Raw genomic sequence first — 26,990 nt, 5'->3', positions numbered from 1 at the left:
AGGGTCGTGGACTGGGATGACCTGAAGGTCCTGCTGGCCCTCGCCCGGCGGGGGTCGGCGCGGGCGGCGGCGACGGAGCTCGGCGTCAGTACGTCCACGGTTACCCGCCGCCTCGACGCGCTCGAGCGCGACCTCGGCAGCCTGCTCTTCGACCGCACGCCCGATGGCTACCGCATGACGGCGGCTGCGGAGGCGCTGCTGCCCACAGCGGAGCAGGTGGAAGAGGAGCTGCTGGCGGCGGAGCGCCGTATCACCGGCGGGGACCGCGAGCTGCGCGGCAGCATTCGTCTCACCATGCCACCGGCGGGCAGCCTCGGCCGCCTGGTTGGCGCGCTCCAGCGCTTCGCGGCGAACTACCCGGGGATCGAGCTGCAGCTCCTGCCCGCCGAGAATTCCCTGGATCTCGCCCGCCGCGAGGCGGATATGGCCATCCGCGTGCTCCCGGCGGGCACCACGCTGCCGGACTACCTGATCGGCCGTCGGCTCTCCGCGCTGAGCCTGTCGACCTATGTCCACCGGGACCTGCTTGACCCGGCCGCGCCTGCGGATGTCAGCCACCTGGCCTGGATCGGCAAGGCGCCGCTCGGCGAGCGCCAGGACTGGCTCGCGGCCACTCCCTGGCCGGACCTGCCCGTGCGCCACGCCATCGACGACCACGACCTCCTGGTCGCCGCGCTCCGCTCCCGCATGGGTATGGCCTACCTTCCCTGCATCGCCGTGGCCGACGAGCCCGATCTCGTGCGGGTGCCCGGCGCGCCCGTCAACTACCACGGCGATGTCTGGGTCCTCACCCACCGCGACCTGCGCATGAGCGCGCGGTTGCGCCTGCTGCGCGAGGCCATTGCCGAGGCCTTCGATGGGATCCGCGCCCTGCTCGATACCCGTGAAGGCGACTGAGCCTGAATGCAGTGAGGGGGCGAGTGCGGGATACCTCCCTCCGTCGCTCCCCGATACACGCTTTGTGAGAGAAGTATCCCGCACTCGCCCCTGCCGCATCGCGTACATCTATCCGCGAAGCCTCGATGATCCGAAAAAGCCTGGCGTTGCAATAATGCAACGCTGGCGATTATTTTCGGATACTTCTGTGCAGTAACGGAAATGCCTACGCTGTCTCCTGTCGCCACAACATGCCCATGGGAGGCACGACGATGACCCGCACTGCACAGACCCACCCTGCGTTCAACCGCCCCGGCGTCAGCCGTCACGCGCTGCACCGGTACCTGCTCACCGCTGCCGGTGTCCTGCTGTCCACGATGACCCTGACGGCCCTGGCTGCGCCCTCGGAGCGCGCGCTTCTCGCCGAGTGCAAGGACCTGGCACAGGATCGCTACGGCGAGGAGACCCGCGTGCGGCTGTACAACATCCGCAACCGTGCCGGCATGACCGAGCTGCGCCTGCGGGTAAACCCGGCCGAGGCGGCGGGCGCGAACCTGCTGTGCACGGCCGCGGCGGATGAGGAGGCTGTCCTGCGCACCCGGGACGGCGTGGCCCTCGAGCCGGCCGCGAGCGCCCCGGTCGCCCTCGCCGGTCGCTGAGCGTCGCCAGCGGCGGCGGGCTCGCGTACCATCGGCGCTCCATGTTCTGCCCCGATGCCGCAAGGAGGATGCCATGTCCCGCCGCCCGGCCGCGCTCCCGCGTGCCAGCCACCCGCAGAAGCGGGGGCGCCGGTGAGCGCTCTCGATCCCGCAGCACTGCACCCGGGCCTCGCCGCCGATACCCACTGCCTGGGCGCGCTGACATCCGCCCTGCTGCTCCTGCACCGGGAGGCGGCACTGCACTGGTTCATCCTGGTGCCCGGGACGGAGTGCGATGACCTCACGGACCTTCCCACGGATCAGCGTCTGCTTCTGCTCGAGGATGCCGCCGCGCTGGGGCAGTTCCTGAAGGCGGAGTTTGCCTACCCCAAGGTGAACGTGGGTGCGCTCGGCAACGTGGTGCCGCAGCTGCACCTGCACGTGATCGGCCGGCGGCCGGGGGATTTCTGCTGGCCGGAGCCGGTGTGGGGGCGGCCGTCGCCGGGGCACGCGTGGAGTGGCGAGGCGCTGCAGGCGCTCATCGGGCGCCTGGGTCCACTCGGGCTGCGGGCTCTCGCCTAGCCCGCCCCGTGGTCAGTCCTCGACGTCGTCCACCGAGAGCTGGCCGCTGAACATGCGCCGCAGGTGGGCCCAGGACATGCCCACGCCGAGGATCAGCGACAGCAGGAGCAGGGCCAGCCAGGCGAGCGCCCGCGTGCTGTCGAGGGTCAGCCAGCCGATGTCGATGAACAGCCAGATGATGGCGCCAAAGAGCGCTGCGCCGAGGACGATCCCGAGCCAGCCGATGGCGAGGAAGGTCGCGCGCAGGTAGATGATCCAGCCGATGAGCAGCGCCAGCCCGATGATGGCGACCACGGGCCCCAGCCGCGTGTCGCTGTCGACGACCCAGGAGAGGTAGGAGAAGGCCGTCGGGTTGTAGGTGCCGAAGACCAGCACCGCGGCAAAGAGCCAGCGGATGAAGAAACTGCCTGTGTCGAAACGGCTCGCCATGGCCATGCCTCGTTCGGGGGGACGCCCAGAAAGTAATCCATCCCCGGCGCCGGGGCAATCGCCCCTTTCCCGGCCTCTTTCCCGGCCTCAGGGGGCCGGGTTGGGGTACTGCCGATGGATCGCGTCTAGGGCCTTGCGCAGGTCCCGGGGCAGGGCGACGTCGCTACTCGCGATGTTCGCCTCGAGCTGTTCGAGCGTCGTTGCCCCGATGATGTTGCTGGTGACGAAGGGCTGCCGGTTGACGAAGGCCAGGGCGAGCTGTGCCGGGTCCATGCCGGCCTCGGCGGCGAGCGCCAGGTAGGCCTCGGTGGCCGCTGCGGCCTGCGGGTTGTCGTAGCGGGAGAAGCGGGGGAAGCGCGTGAGCCTCGCGCCCTCGGGTTGGGCGCCGTTTGCATACTTGCCGGAGAGGAGCCCGAAGGCCAGGGGCGAGTAGGCCAGGAGCCCGACCCGCTCGCGGATGGCGATCTCCGCCAGGCCGACCTCGAAGGAGCGGTTGAGGAGATTGTAGGGGTTCTGGATGCTGACGATGCGCGGCAGGCCCGCCTCCCGCGCCAGGCGCAGGTACTCGAGCACGCCCCAGGGTGTCTCGTTGGAAATGCCCACCTGGCGGACCTTGCCTTCCTTCATCAGCTCGCCGAGGGCACCCAGGGTCTCGGCGATGGCCACGCCGTCGTCCTCGAAGTGGCGATAGCCGAGGTGCCCGAAGAAGTTCGTGCGCCGCTCCGGCCAGTGCACCTGGTAGAGATCCAGGTAGTCGGTACCGAGGCGGGCAAGGGAGCCCTCCAGGGCCTCGCGCACCGAGGCGGCATCGAGCCGCGGGCCACCGCGGATATGGTCCACCCCGGCGTTCTGGTCGCCGCGACCGGCGACCTTGCTGGCCAGTACGACCCGGTCGCGCCTGCCGCTCGCCTTGAGCCAGGCGCCGATGTATTCCTCGGTGCGACCCTGCGTTTCCGGCCGCGGGGGCACCGGGTACATCTCGGCGGCATCGATGAAATTGACACCGCGCTCCAGGGCGAGGTCGAGCTGAGCGGCGGCCTCCGCCGCGCTGTTCTGTTCGCCGAAGGTCATCGTGCCGAGGCCGATCACACTGACCTCGATGCCGCTGTCGCCGAGTGGCCGGTATTCCATGCGTCACGCGCTCCCTGTCTGTTGGTTCAGGCCTCTTCGGCCTCCTCGATCTGCTGGTCCAGCAGCGGTTCGGCAATGCTGACCGGGTCCTGGTGGATGACCACGTCGGCCGCGGGGTTGCCGGCGCGGATGGCGTCTGCGACCTCGTCGGCAATGCGATGCGCCTGCACCAGCGGCAGGTGGTCGTCCAGCTCCAGGTGCAGCTCCATGAACTCGACCCGGCCCGCGCTGCGCGTGCGCAGGTCGTGCACGCCGCGCACCTCCGGGTGCCCCCGGGCGATGGCCAGCACCGCTTCCCGCCTCGCCTCCGGCAGTTCGCGGTCGAGCAGCTCATTGAAGGCGTCGGCCATGATGCGCCGGGCGGAGGCGAGGATGTACAGGGCCACGGCGAGGGCGAAGACCGGGTCCATGCCGGGCCAGCCGACCTGTGCCAGCACGAGCGCGAGCAGTACGGCGCTGTTGGTGAGCAGGTCCGTGCGGTAATGCAGGGAATCGGCGCGGATGGCCGCCGAGTGCGTGCGCCGGATGACGTAGCCCTGGATAAGCAGCAGCACGGCGGTGACGGCGATGGTAAAGAGCATGACGGCGACGCCGAGGCCGAAGGCCTGCAGGGGCTCGGGGTCGAGAAGCCGCTGCACGGCCTCGATGATCAGGAAGAGGCCGGAGCCGATGATGAAGGCGCCCTGGCCCAGCGCGGCGACCGACTCCGCCTTGCCATGCCCGAAGCGGTGGGCGCGGTCCGCCGGGGCCAGCGCATAGCGCACGGCGATGAGGTTGAGGAGTGAGGCGCCGGAATCCATGAGCGAGTCGACGAAGGAGGCGAGAATGCTCACCGAGCCCGTCTGCCAGTAGGCGATCGCCTTGACCACGATCAGCAGCGCCGCCGCCGAGATCGAGGCGTTGGTCGCCAGCTTCAGGAGGCGGGCGCTCTGCGCGGGAGTGAGGGCTTCTGCGGACATCAGGGGCTGCTTTACGGGAAGGAAGAAACCTTATAGCAGTGCGAGCCCGCTGCAAAGTGCGGCGGTCGGGCCCGGGGATGGCCGGGGCCGCTAGAGTACCCAGCCGAGGGCAACCGGCAGCATCAACAGCGCCGCCAGGTTGCCGACGAGCACGATGGCGGCGACGCGCTCCGGTTCCTGGCCGTAGCGCTCGGCGAAAAGGAAATTCATGACCGCCGGCGGCAGTGCGCCGAAGAGAATCAGCAGGGCGCCGTCGCGCGGACCGAGGCCGAGCAGGTGGCCGAGGAGCCAGCCGAGGCCCATGCCGAAGAGGGGCCGCGCCAGCGCCCCGAGCAGGGAGGCGCCGAGGGCGTCGAAGCGGACGTCCTGCATGCGCACGCCGAGCGCGAACAGCAGCAGCGGGATGGCCACATTGCCCAGGAGTTGCAGCGCCTGGACGATCGGCTGCCAGACCGGCAGGCCGAGCAGAGCGATGGCGAGGCCGCCGAAGGCGGCGAGGAGCGCGGGGTTCCGCCAGAGCGTGCGCAGGCTGGCATGCGGGTCGAGCATGCGCACGCCCAGGGAAAAGTGCATCACGTTCGACACGCTGTAGAGGATCACGCCGGCGGCGAGCGCCTCCTCGCCGAAGGCCAGGACTGCCAGGGGAATACCGATGTTCGCGGAGTTGTTGAACATCATCGGCGGCACGAAGGTCCGCCAGGCGAGCCCCAGGCGCCGGGCCAGGGGCCAGGCCAGGAGGCCGCAGGTCAGCAGCAGGATCGCCGCGCCGGCGGCCAGCGCCGCATAGCGTTCGGGTTCGAAGGACCTGCTGGCCATGGCGCCGAGGATCAGCGCCGGTACGAAGATGTCCATGTTCAGGCGGTTGGCGACGGACATCTCCGGCTTGTGCCGCCGGCCGTAGAGGAAACCCACCGTGACGATGGCCACGATGGGGAAGAGGATTGAGAAGATCCGGCCCAGCAGGGCGCCGGTGCCGGGGGCGTCGAGTTCGGGCATGGCCGCCTTTCCGTGGCGCGAGCGCGCAGTTTACCGGAACGCGGCGCCGGGGTCCCCGGCCGGGCCCGCCGGGGCCGGCCCCGTCAGGCGTGGACTTCCTCCAGCCTGCCGGTCTCGACGTGGTAGACGAAGCCGCGCACGGCGTCCTTGTGCGGGACGAAGGGGCTGCTGGCAATGCGCCGCATGGATTGCTTCACGTCCTCCGCCGGGTCCGCGAAGGCTTCGAGAGCGAAGGGCGGCCGCAGGCCCGTGTCGGCCTCGATATCCGCTTTCACCGCATCGTCCCTGAAGGTGAGCATGCCGCAGTCGGTGTGGTGGATGAGCACGATCTCGCGCGTGCCGAGAAGGCGCTGGGAGATGGCGAGGGAGCGGATCACGTCGTCGGTCACCACGCCGCCGGCGTTGCGGATGACATGGGCGTCGCCCTCCTCGAGCCCGAGGAGGCGGCCGGTCTCGATGCGTGCGTCCATGCAGGCGACTACGGCCACCTGCCTCGCCGGCGGCATGGGCTTGTCGCCCTTGTCGAAGCTTTCCGCATAGCGGGCATTGGCGGCGAGAAATTCATCGGTGGCAGACATGCGGGTTCTCCTGGCGGGTGGTTAGCGGAAGCTGGAGGCTAACGCCCGTTTGCGCCGCAGGGAAATAGCCGTTCGGCTACCGGTTATTCCATGAGGTTATAGTTCTTCGGCGACTGCCTCAGCGCAGCAGGAGTACCGGCACCCGGGCGGCGCGCAGCAGGTCCGTGGTCTTGCTGCCGAGGAAGAGCGAGCGCAGCGGGGAATGGCTGTAGGCGCCCATGACCAGGATGTCGATGTCGCGCGCCTGCACCTCGCGGGCGATCACGCTCTCCGCGTCGCCGGGCAGTAGCGCCGTGGAGACGCTGAAGTCCGCTGCTTCGAGCACGCCGGTCGCCCAGGCCACCTGCTTCTCGGCATCGCGCTGCAGCTTGCCGGCCATCACCAGGTGGATGGGCATGCCGCGAAAGAGCGGGCTGGCCGCCACCAGCTCGACGCCGCGACGGGCGAGGCTCGAGCCGTCGAAGGCAATGAGCGCGCTCTCGGGCTCCCGGAAGGAATCGGTCACCGCGAGGATGGGCTTGCGCAGGGCGCGGACCACGCGCTCGACATTCCGGCCGAGGTCCCGCTGCGTGGCCTCGGCGGAGCGCCCGCGGCGGCCGAGGACGAACAGGCGCACGTTTTCTGCCTGCTCGCTCAGCGTTTCCTCGAGCTCCCCGTGGCGCTGGCGCGTGTCGGTGTGCGCGGTCCCCGCGGCCTCGGCGCGCTCGCGCAGCCGCGCAAGGAAGATGCGGCCCTGCTCGCGGGCGGCGCGGCTGCGCGACTCGTCCTGGTCCGACAGCGTCGACAGGAGCTGCTCCTGGGCGTCGATACCGATGGCGCCGCTGTGATCGGCGGCGGCTGCGATTTCCGGGTGCCGGTCGAGTACGTGCAGGAGTTCCAGCGGCAGCGACAGGCGCCGCGCCACCCAGGCGCCGTAGTCGGCCACGTGGTCGGCGAAATGCGACTGGTCCACGCAGGCGAGGACCCGCTCTTCGTGCTGTGTCATCGTTGGCTCCCGCCGCTGCTGTCGTGCTGACGCACAGCGTTAGTGGCCAAGGATCAGGTCCTCGGCATTGTCCTTGTCGTGCACCGCAAACCTGTCCACGAGGGTCTTGCTGGCCTCGTTGAGCCCGAGTACTTCCACTTCGGTGCCCTCGCGGCGGAACTTGATCACCACCTTGTCCAGGGCGCTGACCGCCGTGATATCCCAGAAGTTCGCCCGGCTGACGTCGATGGTGACCTTGTCGATGACCTCACGGAAATCGAAGGAGGCGGTGAAGCGGTCCGCGGAGGCGAAGAACACCTGGCCGATCACCTGGTAGCGGCGTACGCGGCCATCCTCGTCGGCGCGGGAGCGCACGACCAGCACCTGGCCGACCTTGTGCGCGAAGAAGAAGCCCGACAACAGGACCCCGGTGAGTACCCCCAGGGCGAGGTCGTGGGTGCTCACGGTCACGGCAACGGTGGCCAGCATGACCACGCTGGAACTCTTCGGGTTGGTGCGCAGGTCACGGAGTGACTGCCAGTTCAGCGTGCCGATGGACACCATGATCATCACCGCCACCAGCGCGGCCATGGGAATGCGCGCCACGAGGTCGCCGGCGAGCATCAGCAGGGCGAGGAGGAAGACGCCTGCCGCGAGGGTGGAGAGGCGCCCGCGGCCCCCGGACTTAATGTTGATCACCGACTGGCCGATCATGGCGCAGCCGGCCATACCGCCGAGGAACCCCGCGCCGATATTGGCGATGCCCTGGCCGACGCACTCGCGGTTCTTGTTGCTGCCCGTGTCCGTCAGGTCGTCGATGAGCGAGGCCGTCATCAGCGACTCGAGGAGGCCGACCACCGCGAGGGTGGTCGAGACCGGGAGAATGATGGCGAGGGTCTCCAGGGTCAGCGGGATGTCCGGCAGGAGGAACACGGGCAGCGTGTCGGGCAGCGCGCCCATGTCGCCCACGGTGCGGATATCGAGATCCAGGGTGATCGCGACGATGGTCAGCAGCACGATGGCGACCAGCGGCGAGGGCACGGCGCGGGTCAATCGGGGCAGCAGGTAGATGATGGCCAGGCCCGCAGCCGTCATGGCGTAGACGTGCCAGGTCACGCCGGTGAGTTCCGGCAGCTGGGCGAGGAAGATCAGGATCGCCAGCGCGTTGACGAAGCCGGTGATCACCGAGCGCGACACGAAACGCATGAGCGAGCCCAGGCGCACCCAGCCGGCCACGATCTGCAGGATGCCGGTAAGGACTGTGGCGGCCAGGAGGTACTGCAGCCCGTGGTCCTTGACCAGGGTGACCATGAGCAGCGCCATGGCCCCGGTGGCCGCCGAGATCATCCCCGGGCGTCCGCCCGTGAAGGCGGTGATCACCGCGATGCAGAAGGAGGCATAGAGACCCACCTTCGGGTCCACGCCGGCGATGATCGAGAAGGCGATGGCCTCCGGGATCAGCGCCAGCGCCACCACCATGCCGGCCAGCAGGTCGTTGCGGGTGTTCGAGAACCAGTCGTGCTTGATCGAGGCCATGGCCGTCGCGCTGTCTCCGGGTGCGCCCGCGCTCCGCCGTGGCGGTTCCCCGGCGGCGCCGGGAAACAGGCGGCCCGACCGCCCCGGCGCTGGCGCGGGGTGGGTTGCGGGTCAGTAAGGGAAGCGCGGGAGGGTAGGGCCGAACGGGGCCGGGGGCAAGGGAAATTTGTCGCAGGGGCGCCGGCGCGTTGTTCCCGGCGGCGTCAGCGCGCCGCCGGCTGCACCTCGAATTCCACGCGGGAGGGGTACTGTACGCTGTGGTACACGGTGTTGCGCGCAAGCACGCCTTCGGTCTCGTCGACGTTGTCGCCGCCAGTGTTGAGGTTGCGCATGTACTGCGGGAACTTGCTCGAGGACACTTCCACGCGCAGGCGGTGCCCGGCCTTGAAGGTGTGGCTCGTGGACAGCGGCGTCGGCCGCAACTCGTAGACCTCGCCGGGCTGCATGAACACCGGCGCGTCGTACCCGTCGCGATAGCGGGCGCGCAGGATCGTGTCGTCCACGTTCCAGGCGCTGCCGTCCGGGTACACGTCGACGAGCTTGACGGTGAAATCCGTGTCCGTCGCATCCGAGCCCACGTAGAGTACCGGGTGAACGCTGCCGGTGACCGTGAGGTCGGCCTCCAGCGGCGCCGTGCTGTAGACCAGCACGTCAGCCCGCGCCTCAATGCCGCGCTGGTCGAAGCTGCCGCCGGGCGCAGCGCCGTCATTGCAGCAGACGCCTCCGCCGAGGGCCGGGACCGGGTTCATGGGGTCGTAACTGAAACGGTCGGCCGCGGCACCGTCGGCGGGCGTCCGCTGCAGGTGGCCGTCGCCGAAGAGGCTGTTGGCGGCCTCCTCGCTGTCGAGGTACAGGGTGAGCTTTTCCGTACCGGCTGGCGGCCACTGCCGGGCCGTGTTCCAGCGGTTGCTGCCCATGGTGTAGTAGCTGACGCGCGGCAGTGCCGCGAAGCGTTCGCTCTCCTCACCCTTGAGGTAGTGGTCCAGGAAAGCGAACAGCTGGTCATAGAGCGGGAACCACGCGTTGCCGACGTTGAGGTCACCGGCGGTATAGTCCTCGTGCTCCGGGATGCGGTAGAAGTCGCAGTGCAGCGTCGGCGCGATCACCAGGTACTGTCCGTCGCGGTCGTGCTGCGTCTTGCCCCGTTCGCGGGCGTGGCGGTAGAGGGCGAGGTTGGGCCCCTGGCTCACATCGAACCAGCTGTTGAACCAGTAGGCGGGTACGCCGATGGTCTCGTCGTCGTGGAACAGGCCGCCCTCGAACCAGGCCGGGTCAGCGGGCGTCCGGCGCATCAGCGCCTGCATCGGTCCGTGATTGGCACCGGCGTCTTCGAGCCAGTCGCTGGCGGGCAGCTTCGCCAGCTGTTTCTTCCAGTCGATCTCCGGCATGTCCGCCCGCAGGTCATAGAGCTTGCGGAAACGGCGCAGGTCCTCCTCGCTGGTGCCCGCCGGGAAGCGCGGGTAGACCTGCTGCTGCACGCTGTACAGCCAGACCGAGAACAGCGTCTGGTGTACCCCGCCCTTGTACCAGTTGCCCTGTTCCTGGAACCCGCCGACGCGGCCGATGCCGGCGCCCGCGGCCATGGGCACCATGGCCTTGTGGGCCGGGTGGTCCTGTGCGGCAAGGGCCAGCTGCCACTCCGCCGACGACGAGCAGCCGAGGGTGCCGACGGCCCCGTTGGACCAGTCCTGCTTCGCGAACCAGCTCAGGGCATCGTAGCCGTCCGTGCGCGGGTTGCCGAGCAGCTCCCAGTCGCCCTCGGAGTAGTAGCGCCCGCGCTCGTTCTGGATCGCCACGGCGTAGCCGCGGGAGACCGCCTCGAAGGTCCATTCCAGGGTCGCGCCGCCCAGTTCGTTGAAGTCGTAGGGGGTCTTGATGAAGACCAGCGGCAGCTTCCCTTCCGCTGCCTTGGGCCGGTAGATATCCGTCGCCAGGCGGACGCCATCGCGCATGGGGACCATCACCATGGTTTCCGCCGCGGCGATGCGCTCGAGGTCTTTCAGGCGGATGACGCGCTCCTGCGCCATCGTGTGTGCTGCGGCAACCAGGCCGAGAGCCGGAAGCAGGGCGCTCAAGGTGCGGGTCCACATGGCGGGTGTCCTGTCAGAAGCGAAGTCGGCAGGGTAGCGCAGCCGCGCCCCGCAGCCCAGTCGCTTCTGCCCCGCGCTACTCCGCGCGCAGGGCCTCCACGGGGTCCAGGCGGGCGGCGCGGCGGGCCGGCAGGACGCCCGCGAGCAGACCGATAGTCACGGCGATGGTCTCGGCAAGGGCCACGTAGAACAATGACGGCTGGACCGGCAGCGCCGGCACGGCGAGGTGCAGCAGCTGGCCGAGGCCGGCGCCGAGGGCGAGGCCCGCCAGGCCGCCGGCGGCGGCGAGGACGATAGCCTCGCCGAGGAACAGCGACAGCACCTGGCCCTGGCGCGCGCCGAGGGCTCGCAGCAGGCCGATCTCGTTGGTGCGCTCGTTCACGGCGATGGTCATGATGGTGACGATGCCGATGGCGCCCACCAGCAGGGAGATCCCGCCGATGGCGGCGACGGCGAAGGTGAGTACATCCAGCACGCCGCCGAGCACGTCGAGCATCTGCTGCTGCGTGGTGATGGTGACATCGTCGCGGCCGTGCCGGGCCGTGAGCACGCGCCGGATGCCGGCCACCACGGTCTCCACCGCCGTGTCGTCCTCGTACATGACATCGATCTCGATCAGCCCGTCGACGTTGAACAGGCTCATGGCCCTGGCCGCGGGGATATACACGGTGTCGTCGAGGTCGAAGCCGAGCACGGTGCCCTTCGATGCCATGACGCCGATCACGCGGAAGCGGCTGCCGGCGATGGTCACCAGCTTGCCGAGCGGGTTTTCGTCCGGGAAGAGTTCGCTGCGCATCTTGCTGCCGAGGACCGCAAAGGCCCGCGGCGCGGTCGGGTCGTCCTCCGGGAGAAAGCGGCCGATGGCGACCCCCATGCGGAACGCCTCCGGCATGGCAGGTCCCGCGCCATAGATGGTCGTGCGCCGGCTCAGGCTGCCGTACTCCACGGCGGCGTTGCCCTGCACGAAGGGCACTACGGCGCGGGCCCAGGGCAGCTGCTCGAGGGCGATGGCGTCCTCGATGGTCAGCGGCCGCTCCGTGCCGAAGACGCCGACGCTGGTGCCCGCCGTGGTGGCCTTGCCCGGGTTCACGGCCACGATGGTGGTGCCGAACTGGGTGAACTGGGCCAGCACGAACTGCTGCAGACCCTGGCCGATGGAGGTGAGCAGGACCACGGCGCCGATGCCCACGGCGATGCCGAGGGCCGTGAGCAGGCTGCGCGTGCGGTGCGCGATGAGCGAGCTGCTGGTGAGGGACAGGAAGTCCGCCGTCTTCACCGCGCTACCTCCGCGACAGGGCAAGCACGGGGTCGAGCCGCGCCGCGTTGCGCGCCGGCAGCAGGCTGAAGACCACGCCCGTGATCATGGCAATGGCGACCACCACCGCAATGACCCAGGCCGGTGCGTAGGCGGGCAGTATGGGCAGTGCGAGGCGCAGCCCGAGGGCGCCCGCCTCGCCGACGGCCAGGCCGAGGAGGGCACCGAGGAGTGACAGGAGGGACGCCTCGGCCAGGATCAGCAGCAGGATCTGCCGCGGCGTGGCGCCGATCGCCTTGAGCAGGCCGATCTCGGCAGTGCGCTCGGACACGGCCACCAGCATCACGTTCATGATCAGGATGCCGGCCACGGCGAGGCTGATGGCGGCGATGCCGCCCACGGCGAGGGTGAGGGCGCCCAGAATGTCGTCAAAGGTGGAGAGCACGGCGTCCTGGGTGACCACGGTCACGTCCTTCTCGCCCTGGTGCCGTTCGGCGATCGTCGCCTCGACGAAGTCCCGCACCGGCTCGATGTCCTCGCGGCTGCGCGCCTCGACGAGGATACGGAACAGCGACCGGGTGTTGAGGAGCTGTTGTGCCGCGGCCACGGGGATGATGATCGTCTCGTCCGTGTCCACCCCGATGGAGCGGCCCTGGGACGCGAGGATGCCGATGACGCGGAAGCGGCGGTCGCCGATGCGCAGCCACTCGCCGAGGGCGCGCTCGGCGCCGAAGAGTTCGTCGCGGACAGTCTGCCCGAGCACCGCCACGGGCAGGGCCCGGTCGATATCCGAGACCGGCAGGAAGCTGCCCTGGGCCATGCGCCAGTGACGCACCGTCAGCATTTCGCTGGTGGAGCCGAGCATGACCACGTCGCGGGAGCGGGGCCCGTAGCTCACCGATACGGAGCCCACGTTCAGGGGAGCGACGCGGCGCACACGGGCCGAGCGGGTGAGGGCCAGGGCGTCGTCGAGGGTGAGGTCCCGCGGTGTCTCGCCGAACATGGCGCCGGGGTTTACGCCGGCGGTCTCGGAGCGCCCGGGCAGCACCACGACGAGGTTGGTGCCCAGGGAGGCGAACTCGCCGGTCACGTAGCCCCGGGCGCCTTCGCCGAGGGCGGTCAGGACCACCACGGAGCCGACGCCGATGGCCATGGCGATGAGCATGAGCAGGGTCCGGACCGGGTAGCCGGTAAGGGCCCGCCAGGCGAAGCGTGCGACGTCCGCACTATGCAGTGTCATTGCCTTACCCGGCCTCGTCGCTGGCCAGGCGCCCGTCCATCATCTTGAGCTGCCGTCGCGCGCGGCCGCCCATGGCGGGGTCGTGGGTCACCATGATCAGCGTGATGCCCGCATCGACCAGCCCCTCGAGGATGGCGATGACATCGCCGCCGGATTTGTGATCGAGGTTGCCCGTGGGCTCGTCGGCGAGGAGCACCCGCGGTTCCGTGATCGTGGCGCGGGCAATGGCCACGCGCTGGCGCTGGCCGCCGGAGAGCTGTTCCGGCTTGTGGTGGGCGCGGTCCGCCATGCCGAGGGCCTCGAGGGCTGCAGCGACCTTCGGCCGCCGTTCCTCTGCGGCCATGCCCGCGAGCAGCAGCGGGAGTTCCACGTTCTCGGCGGCGGTGAGCCGGGGTACGAGGTGGAACATCTGGAAGACAAAGCCGATCTGGCTGTTGCGCACCCGCGCCTGCTCGACATCGCTGAGTGCTGTCACGTCGGTGCCGTCGAGGCGGTAGCTGCCGGCGGTAGGGCGGTCGAGGAGGCCGATGAGGTTGAGGAGCGTCGACTTGCCGGAGCCGGAGGGCCCCATGATGGAAACGTATTCGCCGGCGCCGAGGTGCAGGCTGACATCGTCCAGGGCCTTGACGAGCTGGTCACCGACCTGGAAGTGCCGGTCGATGTGCGACAGTTCAATCATCGCCGGAGGGCCCCGGCTCCGGCGCGGCCACAACCCCCGGTGCCACGCCTTCCCGGTCGACGGAGAGAACCAGCGTGTCGCCCGCCTCGAGACCTTCGATGACCTCGGTCCAGGCCCAGTTGCGCAGCCCCGTCCTGATGCTGCGCTCCTCAAGCCGGTTGCCGTCGCCCACGAGGTACACGCGGTTGCCCTCGCGCACGGCCTGCGTGGGAATACGCAGCACGTTGTCGTGCTGCGCGAGGACGACCTCGATGTCGGCGCTGTAGCCCGGCAGCATGCAGTCGCAGCTCGCCGGGTCGACGAACGCCACCTCGACGTCCACGGTGCGCGCCTGCTTTTCCACGTCGAGGACGTAGGGCGCGACGCGCCGCACCCGGCCGGCGAAGACCCGGTCGCCGAAGGCGTCGAGAGAGATATTGGCGGGCATGTCCACGCGGATCTGCGGCGCGTCGACCTCGTCGATCGGGGCGGAGACATACAGGCAGCTTATGTCCATGAGGTCCACCGCCGGCGGCGTGGGAATGCCGACGGGGGAGGGCGTGACAAACTCGCCGACCTCACCGTTGACCTCCGCGATGATACCGGGGAAGGGCGCGCGGAGCTGCGTCTGGTCCAGCGCTGCGTGGGCAACCTCGAGCTGTGCCCGGCTCACCTCCACGGCGGAGCGGGCGGCGGTGCAGGCGGCCTGCTGGGCGAGCGCCTCGCTCTCGGCGTTGTCGATGGCCTCTTCGGACGCGAGGTTCCGGGTGCCCAGGCGGCGCTGGCGCTCGGCCTCCCGGTCGGCGCGGTCGGCGACGATGCAGGCCTGCTGGCGGCGCGCTTCAGACGCCTTGAGTTCGCTCTCGGCGAGCCGCGCCTGCGCGCGCAGGTCGTCGTTCCAGAACTCCATCAGGATCTCGCCGGCTTCGACCACGTCGCCCTCGGTGACCGGCATGCGGTCGATCTGGCCGCCGAGGCGGGGAGAGATCCCGGCGCGCCGGCAGGCCTCGATGGTGCCGGCCTTGGTATTGGCCACGGTATCCCGCACCTGCCCCCGGGCGACGGTCTCCGTGCGCACGGGGATGGGCTCCGGCCGGGCGAGCCAGGCCACGAGCAGGGCGAGGACGGCGACCCCCGCAAGAATCGAGAGGACGAATCCGGTCTTGCCGTGCATCATGGCGCGCCTTCAGTTGCCAGCTCGCCTCCCAGTATGCGCACCCTGTCGCGAAAGGCCAGTGCACCAGGTCAACGTTGTGTGCCGCGATCGTGACCGCCCGCCCCGGGCACATCTTCGGTATGATGCCGGCGTAGACCCTGCGGAGCTCCCCCATGGCAAAGGTGCGTCTCCTCCTCGCCGCCACGCTGTGTCTCGCCAGCGCCGGCGTGGCGGCACAGCCGTTCCGCGATCGGTTGACCGCGGTAACGCCGCAGAACTTCGACAGTGGCGGTGCCGTGAGCCGCCAGTTCCACCTGCACGCGCCGGCCTACCGCTACCAGGCAACGATCGCGCGCACGGCGCCGATACGCCCGCTGCCGCAGGCACCGGATAGCGCGCTTCCGGTCGTGCCGGTGAGGCACCGCGACGGCACCTCGCCTTTCGCGGACTACGTGGCCGGCGACCCGCTGCTGGACGGCGTCCTCGTGCTCCACCGCGGCGCCATCGCCTTCGAGGCCTACCCGCACATGCAGCCCTGGCAGCGGCATTTCGCCTGGTCCGTGAGCAAGGTGATCACCGCCACGACGCTGGCGACGCTCGTACGCGAAGGAAGGGTGGCCATGGACGCCCCGGTAGAACGCTACCTGCCGGGGCTGGCGGGGACGGCCTGGGCCGGGACGCCGCTGCAGGCCATCGCCGACATGGGCTCCGGCATCGACTGCCTGGACAGCGACGGGTACCAGGATTCCTCGACCTGCATCTACCGGCTCGAGGAATCTCTCGACATCACGGCGCCCACGGGAAGGGACAGCAGCCTGCCGGCTGAGCTCAAGGCCATGGCGCGGCGCGGTCCGCCGGGCCTGAGGAACGAGTATGTCTCGGCCAACACGGCGGTGCTCGGCCTGGTCATCGAGGCTGTGACCGGGCAGCCCTTCGCCACGGTCGTTCGCGAGCAGCTGTGGGACCGCCTCGGCCCGGAGGCCGATGCGCTGATCGCCATCAGCAGGGACGGCTACCCCTACGTGGCGGGGGGCTTCTCGCTGCGACTGCGCGATCTCGCGCGCTTCGGTGAGGCATTCACGGCGACGACGCGCCTCGACGTGGTTGACGACGCGCTGCTAGAGGCCATCCAGGCCCGCGGCATCGCGCTGGAAACGGCAGACCTGGACGCCCTGCGCGACTTTCTCGGCGACGATCTGCCGAGCCATGCGGCCTGGCAGTGGGATTACGTCTGGGATGACGGCGCCTTCTTCAAGAGCGGCTACGACGGCCAGGGCCTGTACGTGGATCCGGCCCGGGAGCTGGTGATCGCCTGGTTCGGCACCGGTATTGACTTCAGCGAGACCACCAACGACATGCTGCCGGTCGCCCGGCAGCTGGCGCGCAGCGGGGCCTTGCAGCCAGGGGTGTCCCTGCAGCAATAGTGCGGGCTCAGGTACACCGCCCTGGCAGGTCACCGGGAGCTACCGGACTCCATCGAGATCGGCATCGGCCAGCAAGTGTCTTGCCCTCGGCTCGCCGTCACAGGCCCGGTTGGCGCGTGTCTGAGCAATAGTCGCCGGTCAGGGGACCCTGGGCGGTTGTCCGCTTCCGACCCACTACGGTCAGTCGTATCCACCTCGATGTGGTAGCTTCGGGTGGGCGGAATAAGCCATTGACTCACTCAGTCATTGGCGTATTCTGCACGTGTGAAATTTGAATGGGACGCAGCGAAGAACCGTGCCAACCAACGAAAGCATGGTCTGTCTTTTGATGAAGCCCGGCAGTTATTCGAGCATGGTGACGACTACCTGGAGATTTTCGACGAGGCTCATTCCAGTCTGGAAGACCGTTTCATTGCAATCGGCGAGATACAGCGAGGTGTGGCTGTTGTCGTCTACACAGAACGCGACGAGGACGTGATCCGTATTATCGGTGCACGCTTTGCAACCAGGCGTGAAAAACAGCTCTATTCACAGCGTAAAGGCGAGCACAAGTGAGTGATATTCCCGAGATTTCTGAGAAGCAGTTGCAGGGGGCCATCTCTGCCCGTCGTCGTGCCCGTTTGATTCGTGGCGACTTGTCTGGTGAGGATGACATCGTCGCACTCAGGCATTTCGTAGGATTGAGCCAGATGGACTTTGCGAGGGCGCTGGGAATCAGCGTTCACACGTTGCGAAACTGGGAGCAAGGCCGTAGAAAACCAGATGGACCTGCGCTCGCACTCCTCAAAATTGCCGCTCGCCACCCGAGGATCATTCACGAGAATCTGGTGTCGGTGGCGTAGAGCGCGGAAGCTGGCAAGGTCGGTTCCTGGCCGACTGCTGCCTGTCCGTGCCCGGAGCCTGAAGGTCTGCTTCCCGTACGCAGTCTTGTGCGGGCCCCTGGTGAGAAGCTTACAGGAAGGCGTTACAGCCTGCCGCACAGCCTCGCGCATGAAAACTTCGGTAGTCCCGGGTGTTCCGGGTCAAAGCCGGCTTTGCCTGGCGCATTGACACAAGCGTTTCGAGTATCCCACGGTGATGACTTTCACTCGGGGTTTTCTAATGCTTCAGGAGGAAAGATGCATAACCGCCATTTACGCCTCATGGTGCTAATGATGATACTCAACGCCGCCGGTGGAGTGTTGTTGGCACTGGATGAATCAGTCGCCGCTCTGGTGGTTTTTGGCATTGCCATGATCGGGCTTGTGATCGTCGCAGCAAGCGTAGGTATGATTCAGAGCCAAGCAGCGGACGACAATTGACGACAGCTGGCTGATGGCAGTCCTTACCCCGCCCCGGGCCTACGCCCGCTTCCACGGGGGAGAAGATATTTCTAGCGGTTCTGGTAGCGGTTCAGGTCGAAGAGGCCGGCCTCTGCCGGGAAGCTCTCCCGGTAGTGCGCGTTGATGGCGTCGCTGAGCTTCCAGAACCAGGGCGCGGTGCGGCGTACGCCGTAGCGCGCGACCAGCGCCGTGTAGTCCTCGTCGCCCGCAAGCGCCTTCAGCGCCTCGGCAAAGCGGCCCAGTTCCTGCTCGGCAACCTGGAAGAACTGGTTGGGGTAGGCGCCCACGAAGCCCCGGGCCACGGTCAGCGTATCCTCCTCCGGCAGGCGCCGGTCCTCTTCCTGGAAGATCTGGGCGTTGTTGCTGAAGGCCTGGTTGTGGACCAGGGAGTAGTATTCGCGCTCGCCGCGGCGGCCGAGCACCTGCAGGAAGGCCACCTCGGGCAGGTAGCTGAAGCTGGCGTCCGGGCCGTCCATCAGCCCGGCGAACTCGTCGCGACGCACGGTATAACGCGCGTTCTCCGCTGCGGGAATGTGCGCTTTGAGACGCGCCATGAGCTCGGTCCGCGGGTCGTCCGTCCGGTATTCCATGGCCGTCGGGCGCTCAAAGCGAGCATTCTGCGGTGACATCAGATAATCGGTGACGTGGTCGCGGGCGCCGCGGTACCAGTAGTCCCGCACGGCAGCCCGTGCCGCTTCGGGCAGGAAAAGCAGGAACCCCTGCTCGCCTTCCATGCGCAGGAAGTCCATGTACAGCCGGCTCTCCAGCTGGTGGCCCACGGCGCCGTAGACATCAAAGCCGGCGACCAGCAGGTAATGGATGCGCTCCAGCAGCGAGTAGTCGATGATCCACATGGTCTTGGGCTGCTGGCCGAGGAAGCCCCTGGTGACCGTGGCGCTGTCGAAGTGGCGGAAGATAGTCAGCGCGGCGTTGTCGTTGCCCTCCGGGCCGCCGTCCCAGATCAGGTCCAGGTCCAGGCGCAGCGCGTCCTGCTCGATGACCCGGGCGATCGCCTCGGCCTGTGCTTCGAGAAAACGGCGCTGGCTCTTCGCGTAGCTGCGCCACTGCAGCAGCGTGACCACCAGGCTGCCCTTCGGCTGCGGCAGCCGCATCTCGTGAGCATGCTCGGCGAGGAACCGGGCGCTTTGTGCCGGGTCGATAGCATTCGGCGCCGTAAAAGCGACCCAGAAATGATCGTCGATCACATTCAGCGCCACCTGCCCGCGACAGACCGGCCCCTTGATGTAGGCCATGATGGTGAACTGGGCTTCGTCGAGCATGAAGCGATAGCGCGCATCGACCGGCAGCTGTTCGAAGGTGATAAAGGGGTTCGCGGCGTCGTCACCGTCGTACCCCGGCAGGGTCTCCACGCTGTAGTCCGGGGCCAGGAAAAGCTCCCGCCAGCGCGCCATGCGCGCGGCATTCAGAGCGTAGGGCATGTGCCGCTTGGCCAGGGGCGTGAGGTAGCGCGGCTGCAGGCGGTAGTAGAAGTGTTCGGTGCCCGGGTCATCGTATGGGCGGCGGGTGGCAATCAGTTCGAGGGGCTCACCAGGCGGTGTCTTCGAGCGCACGAGGCTGTACCAGGTGCGCTCCCCGGGGAGCTCGTCGAAGTAGAGGCTGCCGATGAACAGGTGCTCGAAGATGTAGCGGCTCATGAGCCGCTCGCGGTTGCTGCTGCCATTGAGGAAGCGCTCCCAGCGCTCGATGGTGCGCTGTTGCTCCGCCGACACCGGCGCAGCGGGCATCCCCGGGGCGCCGGCATCGATCCAGTCCGTGAGGATCGTCTGCCGCCCCGGGTCGAGGCCCGGAAAACCGTAGGGCATGCCCTGGTAGGGCCGATCGTCGCGGTAATCGTCGAACTGGTCCGCCTTGCTGCAGCGCTGATCCCGGTCAAGGCTGAAATCGAAGTCCTTGGCGAGCGGGCCCTTTGCCGGCAGGGGATGCTCGGCCTTGAGCGCGAGCATGCGGTAGAGCAGGCCGTCCCGCGGCTCGTAGGGGTCGACTACGGAGAAGAAATCCCTCTCGCGCCAGCCGTCCAGGGTGTGCGCATCCTCGTAAAGGCGGGTCAACTCGGCCGGCAGCAGGCGCGTCCCGTCATAGACCTTCCTCTTGTGCGCCCCCCGGGCGAGGCCGGCCCAGGCGTCCATCTTGAGCTGGCAGGGGGCGTCGTAGCAGCCGTGGCAGACCACGCAGCGCTGCTCGATGACGTCCTTTACCGCGGGCGGATAGCGTTTCGCGAGGAGCGTTTCCCCGCGGGCGCTGCCGGCTGCCAGCAGCACCAGGGCCAGGAGCGGTGCAAACACGACGGGCGGCAAAAAGGGCGACACAAAGGACGGCACAAAGGACGGCACGTGACGCAGCGCGGCGCTTGGTTCAGCAGGGTTCATGGTGGGCGCGGGCCGTCGGCGGGAGTCCCTTCACCCTAGCCAAGGCGGGCCGCCCGATCAAGGCAGGTTGTCCCGTCCCGCCGTGATGGTTCCGCAGTGTGCCGGGGTGAGTACCGGATACTTCGTTCACAAAGCGTGTACCGGGGAGCGACCGGGGCGGGCTACCGCACCCGCCCCGGCAGGCTCCAGGGCCGTTTCCTTTCAAATAACGTGGGCCAGGTTGTCGAGCCGATGCACGAAACGGACGCCGGCGCAAGGCGATTTGTCACGGGCTTGTGCCGTCGATAAACGGTATAGTCCGCGGCCGCTCCCGGAAGGGCGCCCTCTCTCTTTTTACCCGGTTCCCTCATGAACAGTACCTCCCCGCCCGGCAGCTTTGTCGAGCTCGACCTGCCCGCCTTCCTGCTGAAAGCGCTGGGCGAGGTCGGCTATGAAGCCCCCTCAAGTATCCAGGCCCTGACCATTCCGCCTCTGCTCGCGGGCAGGGACCTCGTGGGCCAGGCGCAGACCGGCACGGGCAAGACCGCTGCCTTCGCGCTGCCGGTACTGGCGACGCTGAAGCCGTCGCTGGCGAAGCCGCAGGCCCTGGTGCTGGCGCCGACGCGGGAGCTGGCGATCCAGGTCGCCGAGGCGTTCCAGAAGTACGCCCGCTACCTCGATGGCTTTCACGTACTGCCAATCTATGGTGGCTCCGACTACCGCGGGCAGCTGCGTGCGCTGAACCGCGGTGTGCAAGTCGTGGTGGGCACGCCCGGCCGTGTCATGGATCACATGCGCCGCGGCTCGCTGGGTCTCTCGGCACTGCGCACCCTCGTGCTCGACGAGGCCGACGAAATGCTGCGCATGGGCTTCATCGACGATGTGGAGTGGATCCTCGAGCAGACGCCCGCCGAGCGGCAGATTGCGCTGTTCTCCGCGACCATGCCCGAGGCGATCCGGCGCATTGCCGGCCGCTACCTCCGGCAGCCGGAAGAGATCTCGATCCGGCGGACGACCGTGACCAATGCGTCCATCCGCCAGCGCGTCTGGATGATGTCCGGCGTGCACAAGCTCGATGCGCTGACGCGCATCCTGGAGACCGAGGATACGGACGGGGTGATCATCTTCGTGCGTACGCGCCTGGCCACCCAGGAACTCGCCGATAAGCTGGCCGCGCGCGGCTTCACCGCGGCGGCCCTGAACGGCGACATCCCCCAGGCGCAGCGGGAAAAGACCGTCGGCCGCCTGAAGGCGGGCGGGCTCGACATCGTGGTGGCCACGGATGTCGCCGCGCGCGGTCTCGACGTGGAGCGGGTGAGCCACGTCATCAATTACGACATCCCCAATGATCCGGAGGCTTACGTGCACCGGATCGGCCGCACCGGCCGGGCGGGGCGCAGTGGTGAGGCCATTCTCTTCGCCGCCAACCGCGAGCGCCGGCTGCTGCGCGCTATCGAGCGCGCTACGGGCCAGCCGATCGAGCCCATGGCGCTGCCCACGGCCGACGATGTGACTGACCGCCGTGCCGCGCGTTTCAAGGCGCTGATCACGGAAACGCTTGCCAGCCAGGACCTTGCCTCGGCGCGGCGCCTGGTCGAGGATTACCAGCAGGAATTCGGCGTGCCGGTCATCGAAGTGGCCGCGGCGCTCGTGCTCATGAGCCAGGGCGATGCGCGACCGGCGATCAGCGGTGAGGAGGCGCGCCCGGGGAAAGGCCGGGAGCGGGCGCAGCGGACGGACTCAGGCGACAGCGCCGCAGGGGACACGGCTGCGCCGGCAGGGCCGCCGCGGCCTCACCGGGGCCGCGGCGGTGACCGTCCGGAGCAGGGCTTCGAGCGCTACCGCATCGAGGTCGGGCGGCAGCATGGCGTGCGCCCCGGCAATATCGTCGGCGCCATCGCCAACGAGGCGGAGGTGGACGCCCAGTACATCGGCCGCATCCAGATCTTTGATGACCACAGCCTTGTCGACCTGCCCGAGGGTATGCCGGCAGAGGTCTTCCGGCACCTGCAGTCCGTCTGGGTGAGCGGGCAGAAATTGCGCATCTCCCGCGCGGAGGGCGGCCCGGGCGGGACGCCGCGCAAGGCGGGCCGGCGCAAAACCGGCCCGAAACCGGCGGGTCCGAAGCGGCGCTAGGCGCCGGTACCCGCCTTAACTAGCCCGTCGCCTGCAGCACGAGCCAGGTGGTATAGGCGGAATAGCCGGCGAGGAGCACCAGCCCCTCCACGCGATTGATGCGGCCCTGGCCCCTGAGCCCGAAGGCCATGGCGAGGAGTAGCAGCGTCAGTCCGACCATGGTTGCCCAGTCCCGGTAGAGGACCTCGGGCGCAATGGACGACAGCGGGTCGATGGCACCGGCGATACCGATGACCGCCAGCAGGTTGAACATGTTCGAGCCGACCACGTTGCCAATGGCGATATCGTGCTCCCCCCGGCGGGCGGCGATCACCGAGGCGGCCAGCTCGGGGAGGGACGTGCCCAGGGCGACAATCGTCAGGCCGATGACGAGCTCACTGATGCCCAGCGCCCCGGCAACGCTGACCGCGCCGTAAACGAGCACGCGGGAACTTGCGATCAGCAGCAGGAAGCCGGCCACGAGCCAGAAAACCGCCCGCCCCAGGGGCATCGCATGGGCCTCGAGCTCCTGTTCGACTTCGCTCGCGAGCGGGTCGTGCCGGTTGCGCAGGCCCTCGACGATGGACCAGCCGACCAGGGCAAAGAAGCCGGCCAGCAGGCCCAGCGCTTCGAGGCGGCCCAGCACACCGTTCCACAGCAGCAACCCCGTCACCAGGCAGATGAGCAGCAGCAGCGGCAGCTCCCGGCGCACGATCTTCGACTGCACGACGATCGGCGCGAAGAGCGCGGTGACGCCGAGGATCAGCCCGGTGTTGGTGATGTTCGAACCGAGCGCGTTGCCCAGCGCGAGGGACGGGCTGCCGTCGAGGGCCGCCATGGCCGAGACGACCATCTCCGGCGCCGAGGTGCCGAAGCCGACGATGACCATGCCGATCAGCAGCGAGGGCATGCCCGCGTGGCGGGCGGTGGCGGCGGCCCCTTCGACGAAGCGGTCTGCGCTCCAGACGAGAAGCATGAAGCCGCCGACAAGGGCGAATGAAGGCAGGAGCATGGGGTCTCATGGTGACGGATGAAGAGGCGCAGAGTCTAACGGTGATTCCCGCCTTGCGCGCTACTTTTTCCCGATTGCCTGCTTGTTTGCCTTCTCGTGTGTCGTCAGAAACGGCGCGTAGCGGGTGGTCCCTACCTGACGTAGCCGATGACCGCGATGAAATGCGTCACGGACCCGCACAACACGAAGGCGTGCCAGATACCGTGCGCGTGCGTCAGGCGCTTCAGCTTGTCGAGGACGTAGAAGACGACGCCCACCGTGTAGGCGACACCGCCGAGAAACAGGAGCAGGAACCCGGTGGGGGGGAGGGCGGCGCGAAGGCTCGCGAGGTCAAGCGCACAGGCCCAGCCCATGGCCAGGAAGGTCACCAGCTGGATGGTCTTCACCACGGGGCCCCGCAGGGAGACTTCCGACAGCGTTCCCAGCGCCGCGAGACCCCAGACCAAGGCGAGGATTGCGGTCGCCCTCGGCCCCGGTATGGTCACGAGCATGAAGGGCGTATAGGTGCCGGCGATGAGGAGGTAGATGCTGATGTGGTCCAGCACCTTGAACACCCGCTTCAGCCGCGGCGGGTGGAAGCTGTGGTAAAGCGTGGACATGGTGTAGAGCAGGACAAGCGTCAGCCCGTAGACGACATAGCCGACAATCATCCGGGCATCGCCGCTCTGGATGGCGATGGCCAGGAGTGCGCCGAAGCCGACCAGCGCCAACACGGCGCCGACGAGGTGGCTGATGCTGTTCAGGTATTCCCCGTAGTACATGGGAGCGGCGGTATCAGGCCCGTTGCTGTTTCCGTGTTGCCAGCATACGGTGAGGCCCGCCATAACGCCTAGCCCCGGCTGTGGCTTGCCTTGCGGCCGCTGCGCCGGAAGAATGACGGGGTCGGCCGGTGAGCGGCGGGCAGACGGTCCCCGGAGGAACTGCTGGAACCCCATCACTACAGCCCCGAGCTTCGCCGCGTCCTGGCGCGTCACCTCGCGACCTTCCGGCGCCGGCAGCTGGCGCCCGAGGGGCGCCGCCCCGCGGCCGTGAGCCTCACCGTCTGCCGCGACGATGATCATGCGGCGATCGTCGTGACCCGCCGCAGCGCTACCCTGCGCGCGCATTCGCGGCAGTGGGCCCTGCCGGGCGGGCGCCGGGACCAGGGCGAGTCGGCGGTCGAGGGGGCGCTGCGGGAGCTGCACGAGGAGGTCGGCCTGCAGGTGGGCCCCGACGACGTGCTCGGCGAGCTCGACGACTACGCGACCCGCTCGGGTTACGTCATCACGCCGGTCGTGGTCTGGAGTGACTGCGCCTGGCAGGACCTCACGCCGAACCCGGAGGAGGTCGAGCTCGTGCGGCCGTTCCGCTTCCGGGAGCTGGCGCGCCGCGACTCGCCGGTACTGCAGCGCATCGCCGAGAGCGACGGCGAGGTGCTGTCCATGAACTTTCACGACGACGTCATCTACGCGCCGACCGGGGCCATGCTCTACCAGTTCCGCGAGGTGGCGCTCTTCGGCCGGCACACCCGCGTCGCACATTACGAGCAGCCATTGTTCGCCTGGCGCTGACCTGTTGCTCCGCCGTCGCCCGGCCCGTATCCTTCGTGTCCCTCGGCGGCCGCGCCGCCCCGGATGGCACGATGTTCCCCTACAGAGTTCACCACAGCTTTCGCGCCTCAATCGGGGCCCCGGCGCTCGCCGCCCTACTGTTCCTCGCGGGCTGCTCAGCGGACAGCGGCGGTGCGGTAGTTCTCGGCGCGCTGCCCGTCACGGCGGTCACCTTCGATACCGCGGTCGCTATCGACTACGCTGCGCCGGTGCTGCAGCCGCGGCACGGTTATGCGCCGGTCATTGCCGATTTCGATGACGACGGCCGCCACGACTTGTTCCTCGGCGGTCATGCCTTTTCCGGCGGACTCCTACGCCGCTACCCGATTGCCGATCGCGTCTTCCTGTACCGCGAAGGCGCCTACCAGCCCGCCCCGGGCGCTCTGCCGCCGGGCGAGGACCGCCACGGCTGCGCGGCGGCGGACCTGGTGGGGGATGCCTGCCTTGACCTGTTCTGCGTCGCCGGCGCGGAACGCGGCACGGGTGGCGACGACAACGAGCTCTGGCGCGGGGACTGTGACGGGGGCTTCACGCCTGTTCCGGACTTCGGTGCCGAGTATCCTTCGGGTCGCAGCCGGCTCGCGCGCGCCCTGGACATCGACGGCGATGGCGACAGTGACCTGGTCGCCACCGTGTTCGGCCGGCGGGAGGATCAGCGGCCGAACGCGACCTCGCTGTTCCGCAATGACGGCCCTGCAGGCTTTACCCGCGTCGACAGTTGCCTGCGGGCGGAAGCCGGCTCCCGCTGCCTTGCGGCCTCGGACCTCGACGGTGACGGTCGTGGCGACATCGTGGCCTGCGCCGCACGAAGTGGAGTCGACGCCTACGTCGGCCTGGCGGGTGGCGAGTGCCGTTCCCTTTCGCTGTTCGATGAGGCCCGGCGCTGGCAGGCGCTGACCCTGTTCCCGCTCGCCACGGGGAGAGAGGACAGCTTCGTCGGGGCGACGACCCTGGAGGGGGCGCCTTCGGTGCTCGTCCTCGAGGACCTGCGGGTCGACCCCGGCGTCGACGCGATCCGTTACCGGTCGGGGCTCCGCCTCGTGCTGGGGCCGGGCTTCGCACAGTGCCGGGTCCACTCCCTGGCCGTGGGAGACCTCACCGCCGATGGTGCTGCCGAGCTGATGCTGACCCTGGTCGATGCGGGAGACCCTGCCGAGCGCTGCCGCCCGGTCGCCGAGGTACTGCTGCTGGGACCGGCCTTCAGCCGTGGCGTGGCCCTTGCCAACGGACCGCACCAGGGGCCCACGTACGCGGCCATCCTGAACGGCCAGGCATTGCGCTCGGGTCCGCAGCCGGGCCGCCCGGGCGTGGTGGACATGGCCACGCTGCCCCGGGGGTGGCCGCCCGCCGCTGCCGTAGTTGATCAACGCAGGCCCTCACCGTAGCCTCCGTGATCATGACCGGCGCACACATCGACGATTTCTACTACGTGGCGGCGGAAGCGCTGTGCAAGCTCCACGCGGCCTTCCCCGTCCGCTACCTGCTTCTCGTGGAGGACCTGACGGGTCCCATCCGCTGGGACATGACCGGGCTGCCGGACCGCAAGTCCCGCGCCTGCTTCGAGACGCTCATCTGGCTAGCGGAACACGGTCTCCTTCACTATCGCTCGGTCGAGCCGAGGGACGTCGGCATCGAGGGCGCGGTACTCTCCCAGCAGGGTTTCGTCCTGCTGAGTGGGCCGCTCACCTGGGCTCACGGCGAGTCGACCAGCCGCATTGCCGCCCTGCAGCGCGCGCGGGCGGAGCGCGCCTACAGCGACCTCGGCACCATCATCGGGGACCTGCTCGGCGCCAACTGCCACTGGGGCGCGCCGCGGCAGCCGGCACCGCTGATGAAGGCCGCTTCGATGGACGTGGCCAGCGACGATGATACGGACAGGAACGCCTGACAACGCCCGAAGAGGCGTGAGTAAGCGCGAAGAGGCCCGAAAAAAAGGTTCTTCGAAGGTTTCCGGGGACGTTGAGCCCCTGACCTCACCCGCCGTATTGTGCCCGAGACCGCATGGGAATGGGGCACGGCAATGTTTGATCGCAAGACGGTGGGTAAGCTGGGCGGCTGGACGGGCTACCGGGTG

At 68.6% G+C, this 26,990-nt stretch carries 26 protein-coding genes; 11 read left to right on the top strand and 15 right to left on the bottom strand.

All coding sequences use genetic code 11. The features are described 5' to 3' along the window. The first annotated feature begins 6 nt into the window (after window positions 1-6). The 3 genes from ACX93N_RS14375 (at window position 7) to ACX93N_RS14365 (ending at window position 2,096) form a co-directional block, all read left to right on the top strand. Window positions 7-897, top strand: a complete 891-nt coding sequence (locus ACX93N_RS14375; protein ID WP_459429132.1) for a LysR family transcriptional regulator — start codon at window positions 7-9, stop codon at window positions 895-897. 251 nt (window positions 898-1,148) lie between these two features. Next, window positions 1,149-1,535 (top strand): hypothetical protein, encoded by a 387-nt coding sequence (locus tag ACX93N_RS14370; protein ID WP_459429131.1) that lies wholly within the window; start codon window positions 1,149-1,151, stop codon window positions 1,533-1,535. A 132-nt stretch (window positions 1,536-1,667) separates the two neighbouring features. After that, a complete protein-coding gene (locus ACX93N_RS14365) occupies window positions 1,668-2,096 on the top strand; it encodes an HIT family protein (RefSeq protein WP_459429130.1) in 429 nt (142 codons plus the stop codon). A 12-nt stretch (window positions 2,097-2,108) separates the two neighbouring features. Here ACX93N_RS14365 and ACX93N_RS14360 read toward each other — a convergent pair whose 3' ends face one another. The 12 genes from ACX93N_RS14360 to ACX93N_RS14305 all read right to left on the bottom strand — a co-directional run bounded on the left by ACX93N_RS14360 (window position 2,109) and on the right by ACX93N_RS14305 (window position 15,109). Beyond that, a complete protein-coding gene (locus ACX93N_RS14360) occupies window positions 2,109-2,525 on the bottom strand; it encodes a DUF6524 family protein (RefSeq protein WP_459429129.1) in 417 nt (138 codons plus the stop codon). Between the two features lie 87 nt (window positions 2,526-2,612). Continuing rightward, window positions 2,613-3,656 (bottom strand): NADP(H)-dependent aldo-keto reductase, encoded by a 1,044-nt coding sequence (locus tag ACX93N_RS14355; RefSeq protein ID WP_459429128.1) that lies wholly within the window; start codon window positions 3,654-3,656, stop codon window positions 2,613-2,615. Between the two features lie 26 nt (window positions 3,657-3,682). Beyond that, window positions 3,683-4,615 carry a cation diffusion facilitator family transporter gene (locus tag ACX93N_RS14350; RefSeq protein WP_459429127.1) on the bottom strand — a complete coding sequence of 311 codons (933 nt, stop codon included), beginning with the start codon at window positions 4,613-4,615 and terminating at the stop codon, window positions 3,683-3,685. A gap of 90 nt (window positions 4,616-4,705) precedes the next feature. Further along, window positions 4,706-5,611 carry an AEC family transporter gene (locus tag ACX93N_RS14345; protein ID WP_459429126.1) on the bottom strand — a complete coding sequence of 302 codons (906 nt, stop codon included), beginning with the start codon at window positions 5,609-5,611 and terminating at the stop codon, window positions 4,706-4,708. An 83-nt stretch (window positions 5,612-5,694) separates the two neighbouring features. Next, window positions 5,695-6,189 (bottom strand): beta-class carbonic anhydrase, encoded by a 495-nt coding sequence (locus ACX93N_RS14340; RefSeq protein WP_459429125.1) that lies wholly within the window; start codon window positions 6,187-6,189, stop codon window positions 5,695-5,697. 118 nt (window positions 6,190-6,307) lie between these two features. Next, on the bottom strand, window positions 6,308-7,174 hold the full coding sequence (locus ACX93N_RS14335) for a universal stress protein (RefSeq protein WP_459429124.1): 867 nt from the start codon (window positions 7,172-7,174) through the stop codon (window positions 6,308-6,310). Window positions 7,175-7,213: 39 nt separating this feature from the next. Further along, window positions 7,214-8,689: a SulP family inorganic anion transporter gene (locus ACX93N_RS14330; RefSeq protein ID WP_459429123.1), complete on the bottom strand. Its 1,476-nt coding sequence runs from the start codon at window positions 8,687-8,689 to the stop codon at window positions 7,214-7,216. 203 nt (window positions 8,690-8,892) lie between these two features. Next, entirely contained in the window at window positions 8,893-10,779 is a 1,887-nt protein-coding gene (locus tag ACX93N_RS14325) for a CocE/NonD family hydrolase (protein ID WP_459429122.1), read from the bottom strand. 76 nt (window positions 10,780-10,855) lie between these two features. Further along, window positions 10,856-12,055, bottom strand: coding sequence for an ABC transporter permease (locus ACX93N_RS14320; RefSeq protein WP_459429121.1), 1,200 nt, complete (start codon window positions 12,053-12,055; stop codon window positions 10,856-10,858). A 4-nt stretch (window positions 12,056-12,059) separates the two neighbouring features. Then, entirely contained in the window at window positions 12,060-13,274 is a 1,215-nt protein-coding gene (locus tag ACX93N_RS14315; RefSeq protein WP_459429120.1) for an ABC transporter permease, read from the bottom strand. Window positions 13,275-13,278: 4 nt separating this feature from the next. Further along, window positions 13,279-13,953: an ABC transporter ATP-binding protein gene (locus ACX93N_RS14310; RefSeq protein ID WP_459429119.1), complete on the bottom strand. Its 675-nt coding sequence runs from the start codon at window positions 13,951-13,953 to the stop codon at window positions 13,279-13,281. Further along, the gene (locus ACX93N_RS14305; protein ID WP_459429118.1) at window positions 13,946-15,109 is read right to left on the bottom strand and encodes an efflux RND transporter periplasmic adaptor subunit; all 1,164 of its coding nucleotides are present in this window, start codon (window positions 15,107-15,109) and stop codon (window positions 13,946-13,948) included. Before ACX93N_RS14305 ends, ACX93N_RS14310 begins: the two co-directional genes overlap by 8 nt. A gap of 152 nt (window positions 15,110-15,261) precedes the next feature. Between ACX93N_RS14305 and ACX93N_RS14300 the strand changes: the two genes are divergently transcribed. The 4 genes from ACX93N_RS14300 (at window position 15,262) to ACX93N_RS14285 (ending at window position 17,813) form a co-directional block, all read left to right on the top strand. Further along, entirely contained in the window at window positions 15,262-16,512 is a 1,251-nt protein-coding gene (locus tag ACX93N_RS14300) for a serine hydrolase domain-containing protein (RefSeq protein WP_459429117.1), read from the top strand. Window positions 16,513-16,776: 264 nt separating this feature from the next. Then, complete coding sequence (locus tag ACX93N_RS14295; RefSeq protein WP_459429116.1) at window positions 16,777-17,067, top strand: BrnT family toxin; 291 nt, start codon at window positions 16,777-16,779, stop codon at window positions 17,065-17,067. Beyond that, on the top strand, window positions 17,064-17,354 hold the full coding sequence (locus tag ACX93N_RS14290) for a helix-turn-helix domain-containing protein (RefSeq protein ID WP_459429115.1): 291 nt from the start codon (window positions 17,064-17,066) through the stop codon (window positions 17,352-17,354). Before ACX93N_RS14295 ends, ACX93N_RS14290 begins: the two co-directional genes overlap by 4 nt. A 276-nt stretch (window positions 17,355-17,630) precedes the next feature. After that, a complete protein-coding gene (locus ACX93N_RS14285; RefSeq protein ID WP_459429114.1) occupies window positions 17,631-17,813 on the top strand; it encodes a hypothetical protein in 183 nt (60 codons plus the stop codon). 71 nt (window positions 17,814-17,884) lie between these two features. Here the strand turns inward: ACX93N_RS14285 and ACX93N_RS14280 are convergent, their stop codons facing one another. Next, a complete protein-coding gene (locus tag ACX93N_RS14280; RefSeq protein WP_459429113.1) occupies window positions 17,885-20,137 on the bottom strand; it encodes a fatty acid cis/trans isomerase in 2,253 nt (750 codons plus the stop codon). Window positions 20,138-20,569: 432 nt separating this feature from the next. Between ACX93N_RS14280 and ACX93N_RS14275 the strand changes: the two genes are divergently transcribed. Continuing rightward, window positions 20,570-22,336 carry a DEAD/DEAH box helicase gene (locus ACX93N_RS14275; protein ID WP_459429112.1) on the top strand — a complete coding sequence of 589 codons (1,767 nt, stop codon included), beginning with the start codon at window positions 20,570-20,572 and terminating at the stop codon, window positions 22,334-22,336. A 19-nt stretch (window positions 22,337-22,355) separates the two neighbouring features. Here ACX93N_RS14275 and ACX93N_RS14270 read toward each other — a convergent pair whose 3' ends face one another. Beyond that, window positions 22,356-23,327, bottom strand: a complete 972-nt coding sequence (locus ACX93N_RS14270) for a calcium/sodium antiporter (RefSeq protein ID WP_459429111.1) — start codon at window positions 23,325-23,327, stop codon at window positions 22,356-22,358. A 131-nt stretch (window positions 23,328-23,458) separates the two neighbouring features. Beyond that, a complete protein-coding gene (gene trhA / locus ACX93N_RS14265) occupies window positions 23,459-24,088 on the bottom strand; it encodes a PAQR family membrane homeostasis protein TrhA (protein ID WP_459429110.1) in 630 nt (209 codons plus the stop codon). Window positions 24,089-24,355: 267 nt separating this feature from the next. Here trhA and ACX93N_RS14260 point away from each other — a divergent pair, with 267 nt between their 5' ends. From ACX93N_RS14260 to ACX93N_RS14250, 3 genes are all read left to right on the top strand, one after another. Further along, on the top strand, window positions 24,356-24,877 hold the full coding sequence (locus tag ACX93N_RS14260) for an NUDIX hydrolase (RefSeq protein WP_459429109.1): 522 nt from the start codon (window positions 24,356-24,358) through the stop codon (window positions 24,875-24,877). A gap of 71 nt (window positions 24,878-24,948) precedes the next feature. Continuing rightward, entirely contained in the window at window positions 24,949-26,301 is a 1,353-nt protein-coding gene (locus ACX93N_RS14255) for an FG-GAP repeat domain-containing protein (protein WP_459429108.1), read from the top strand. A gap of 11 nt (window positions 26,302-26,312) precedes the next feature. Next, a complete protein-coding gene (locus ACX93N_RS14250) occupies window positions 26,313-26,804 on the top strand; it encodes a hypothetical protein (RefSeq protein ID WP_459429107.1) in 492 nt (163 codons plus the stop codon). The last annotated feature ends 186 nt before the right edge of the window (window positions 26,805-26,990 follow it).

The sequence above is a fragment of the Pseudohaliea sp. genome (genome assembly GCF_054552115.1).
Note: the sequence above shows the minus strand (reverse complement) of the source record. Positions and strands in the feature narration are given on the sequence as shown.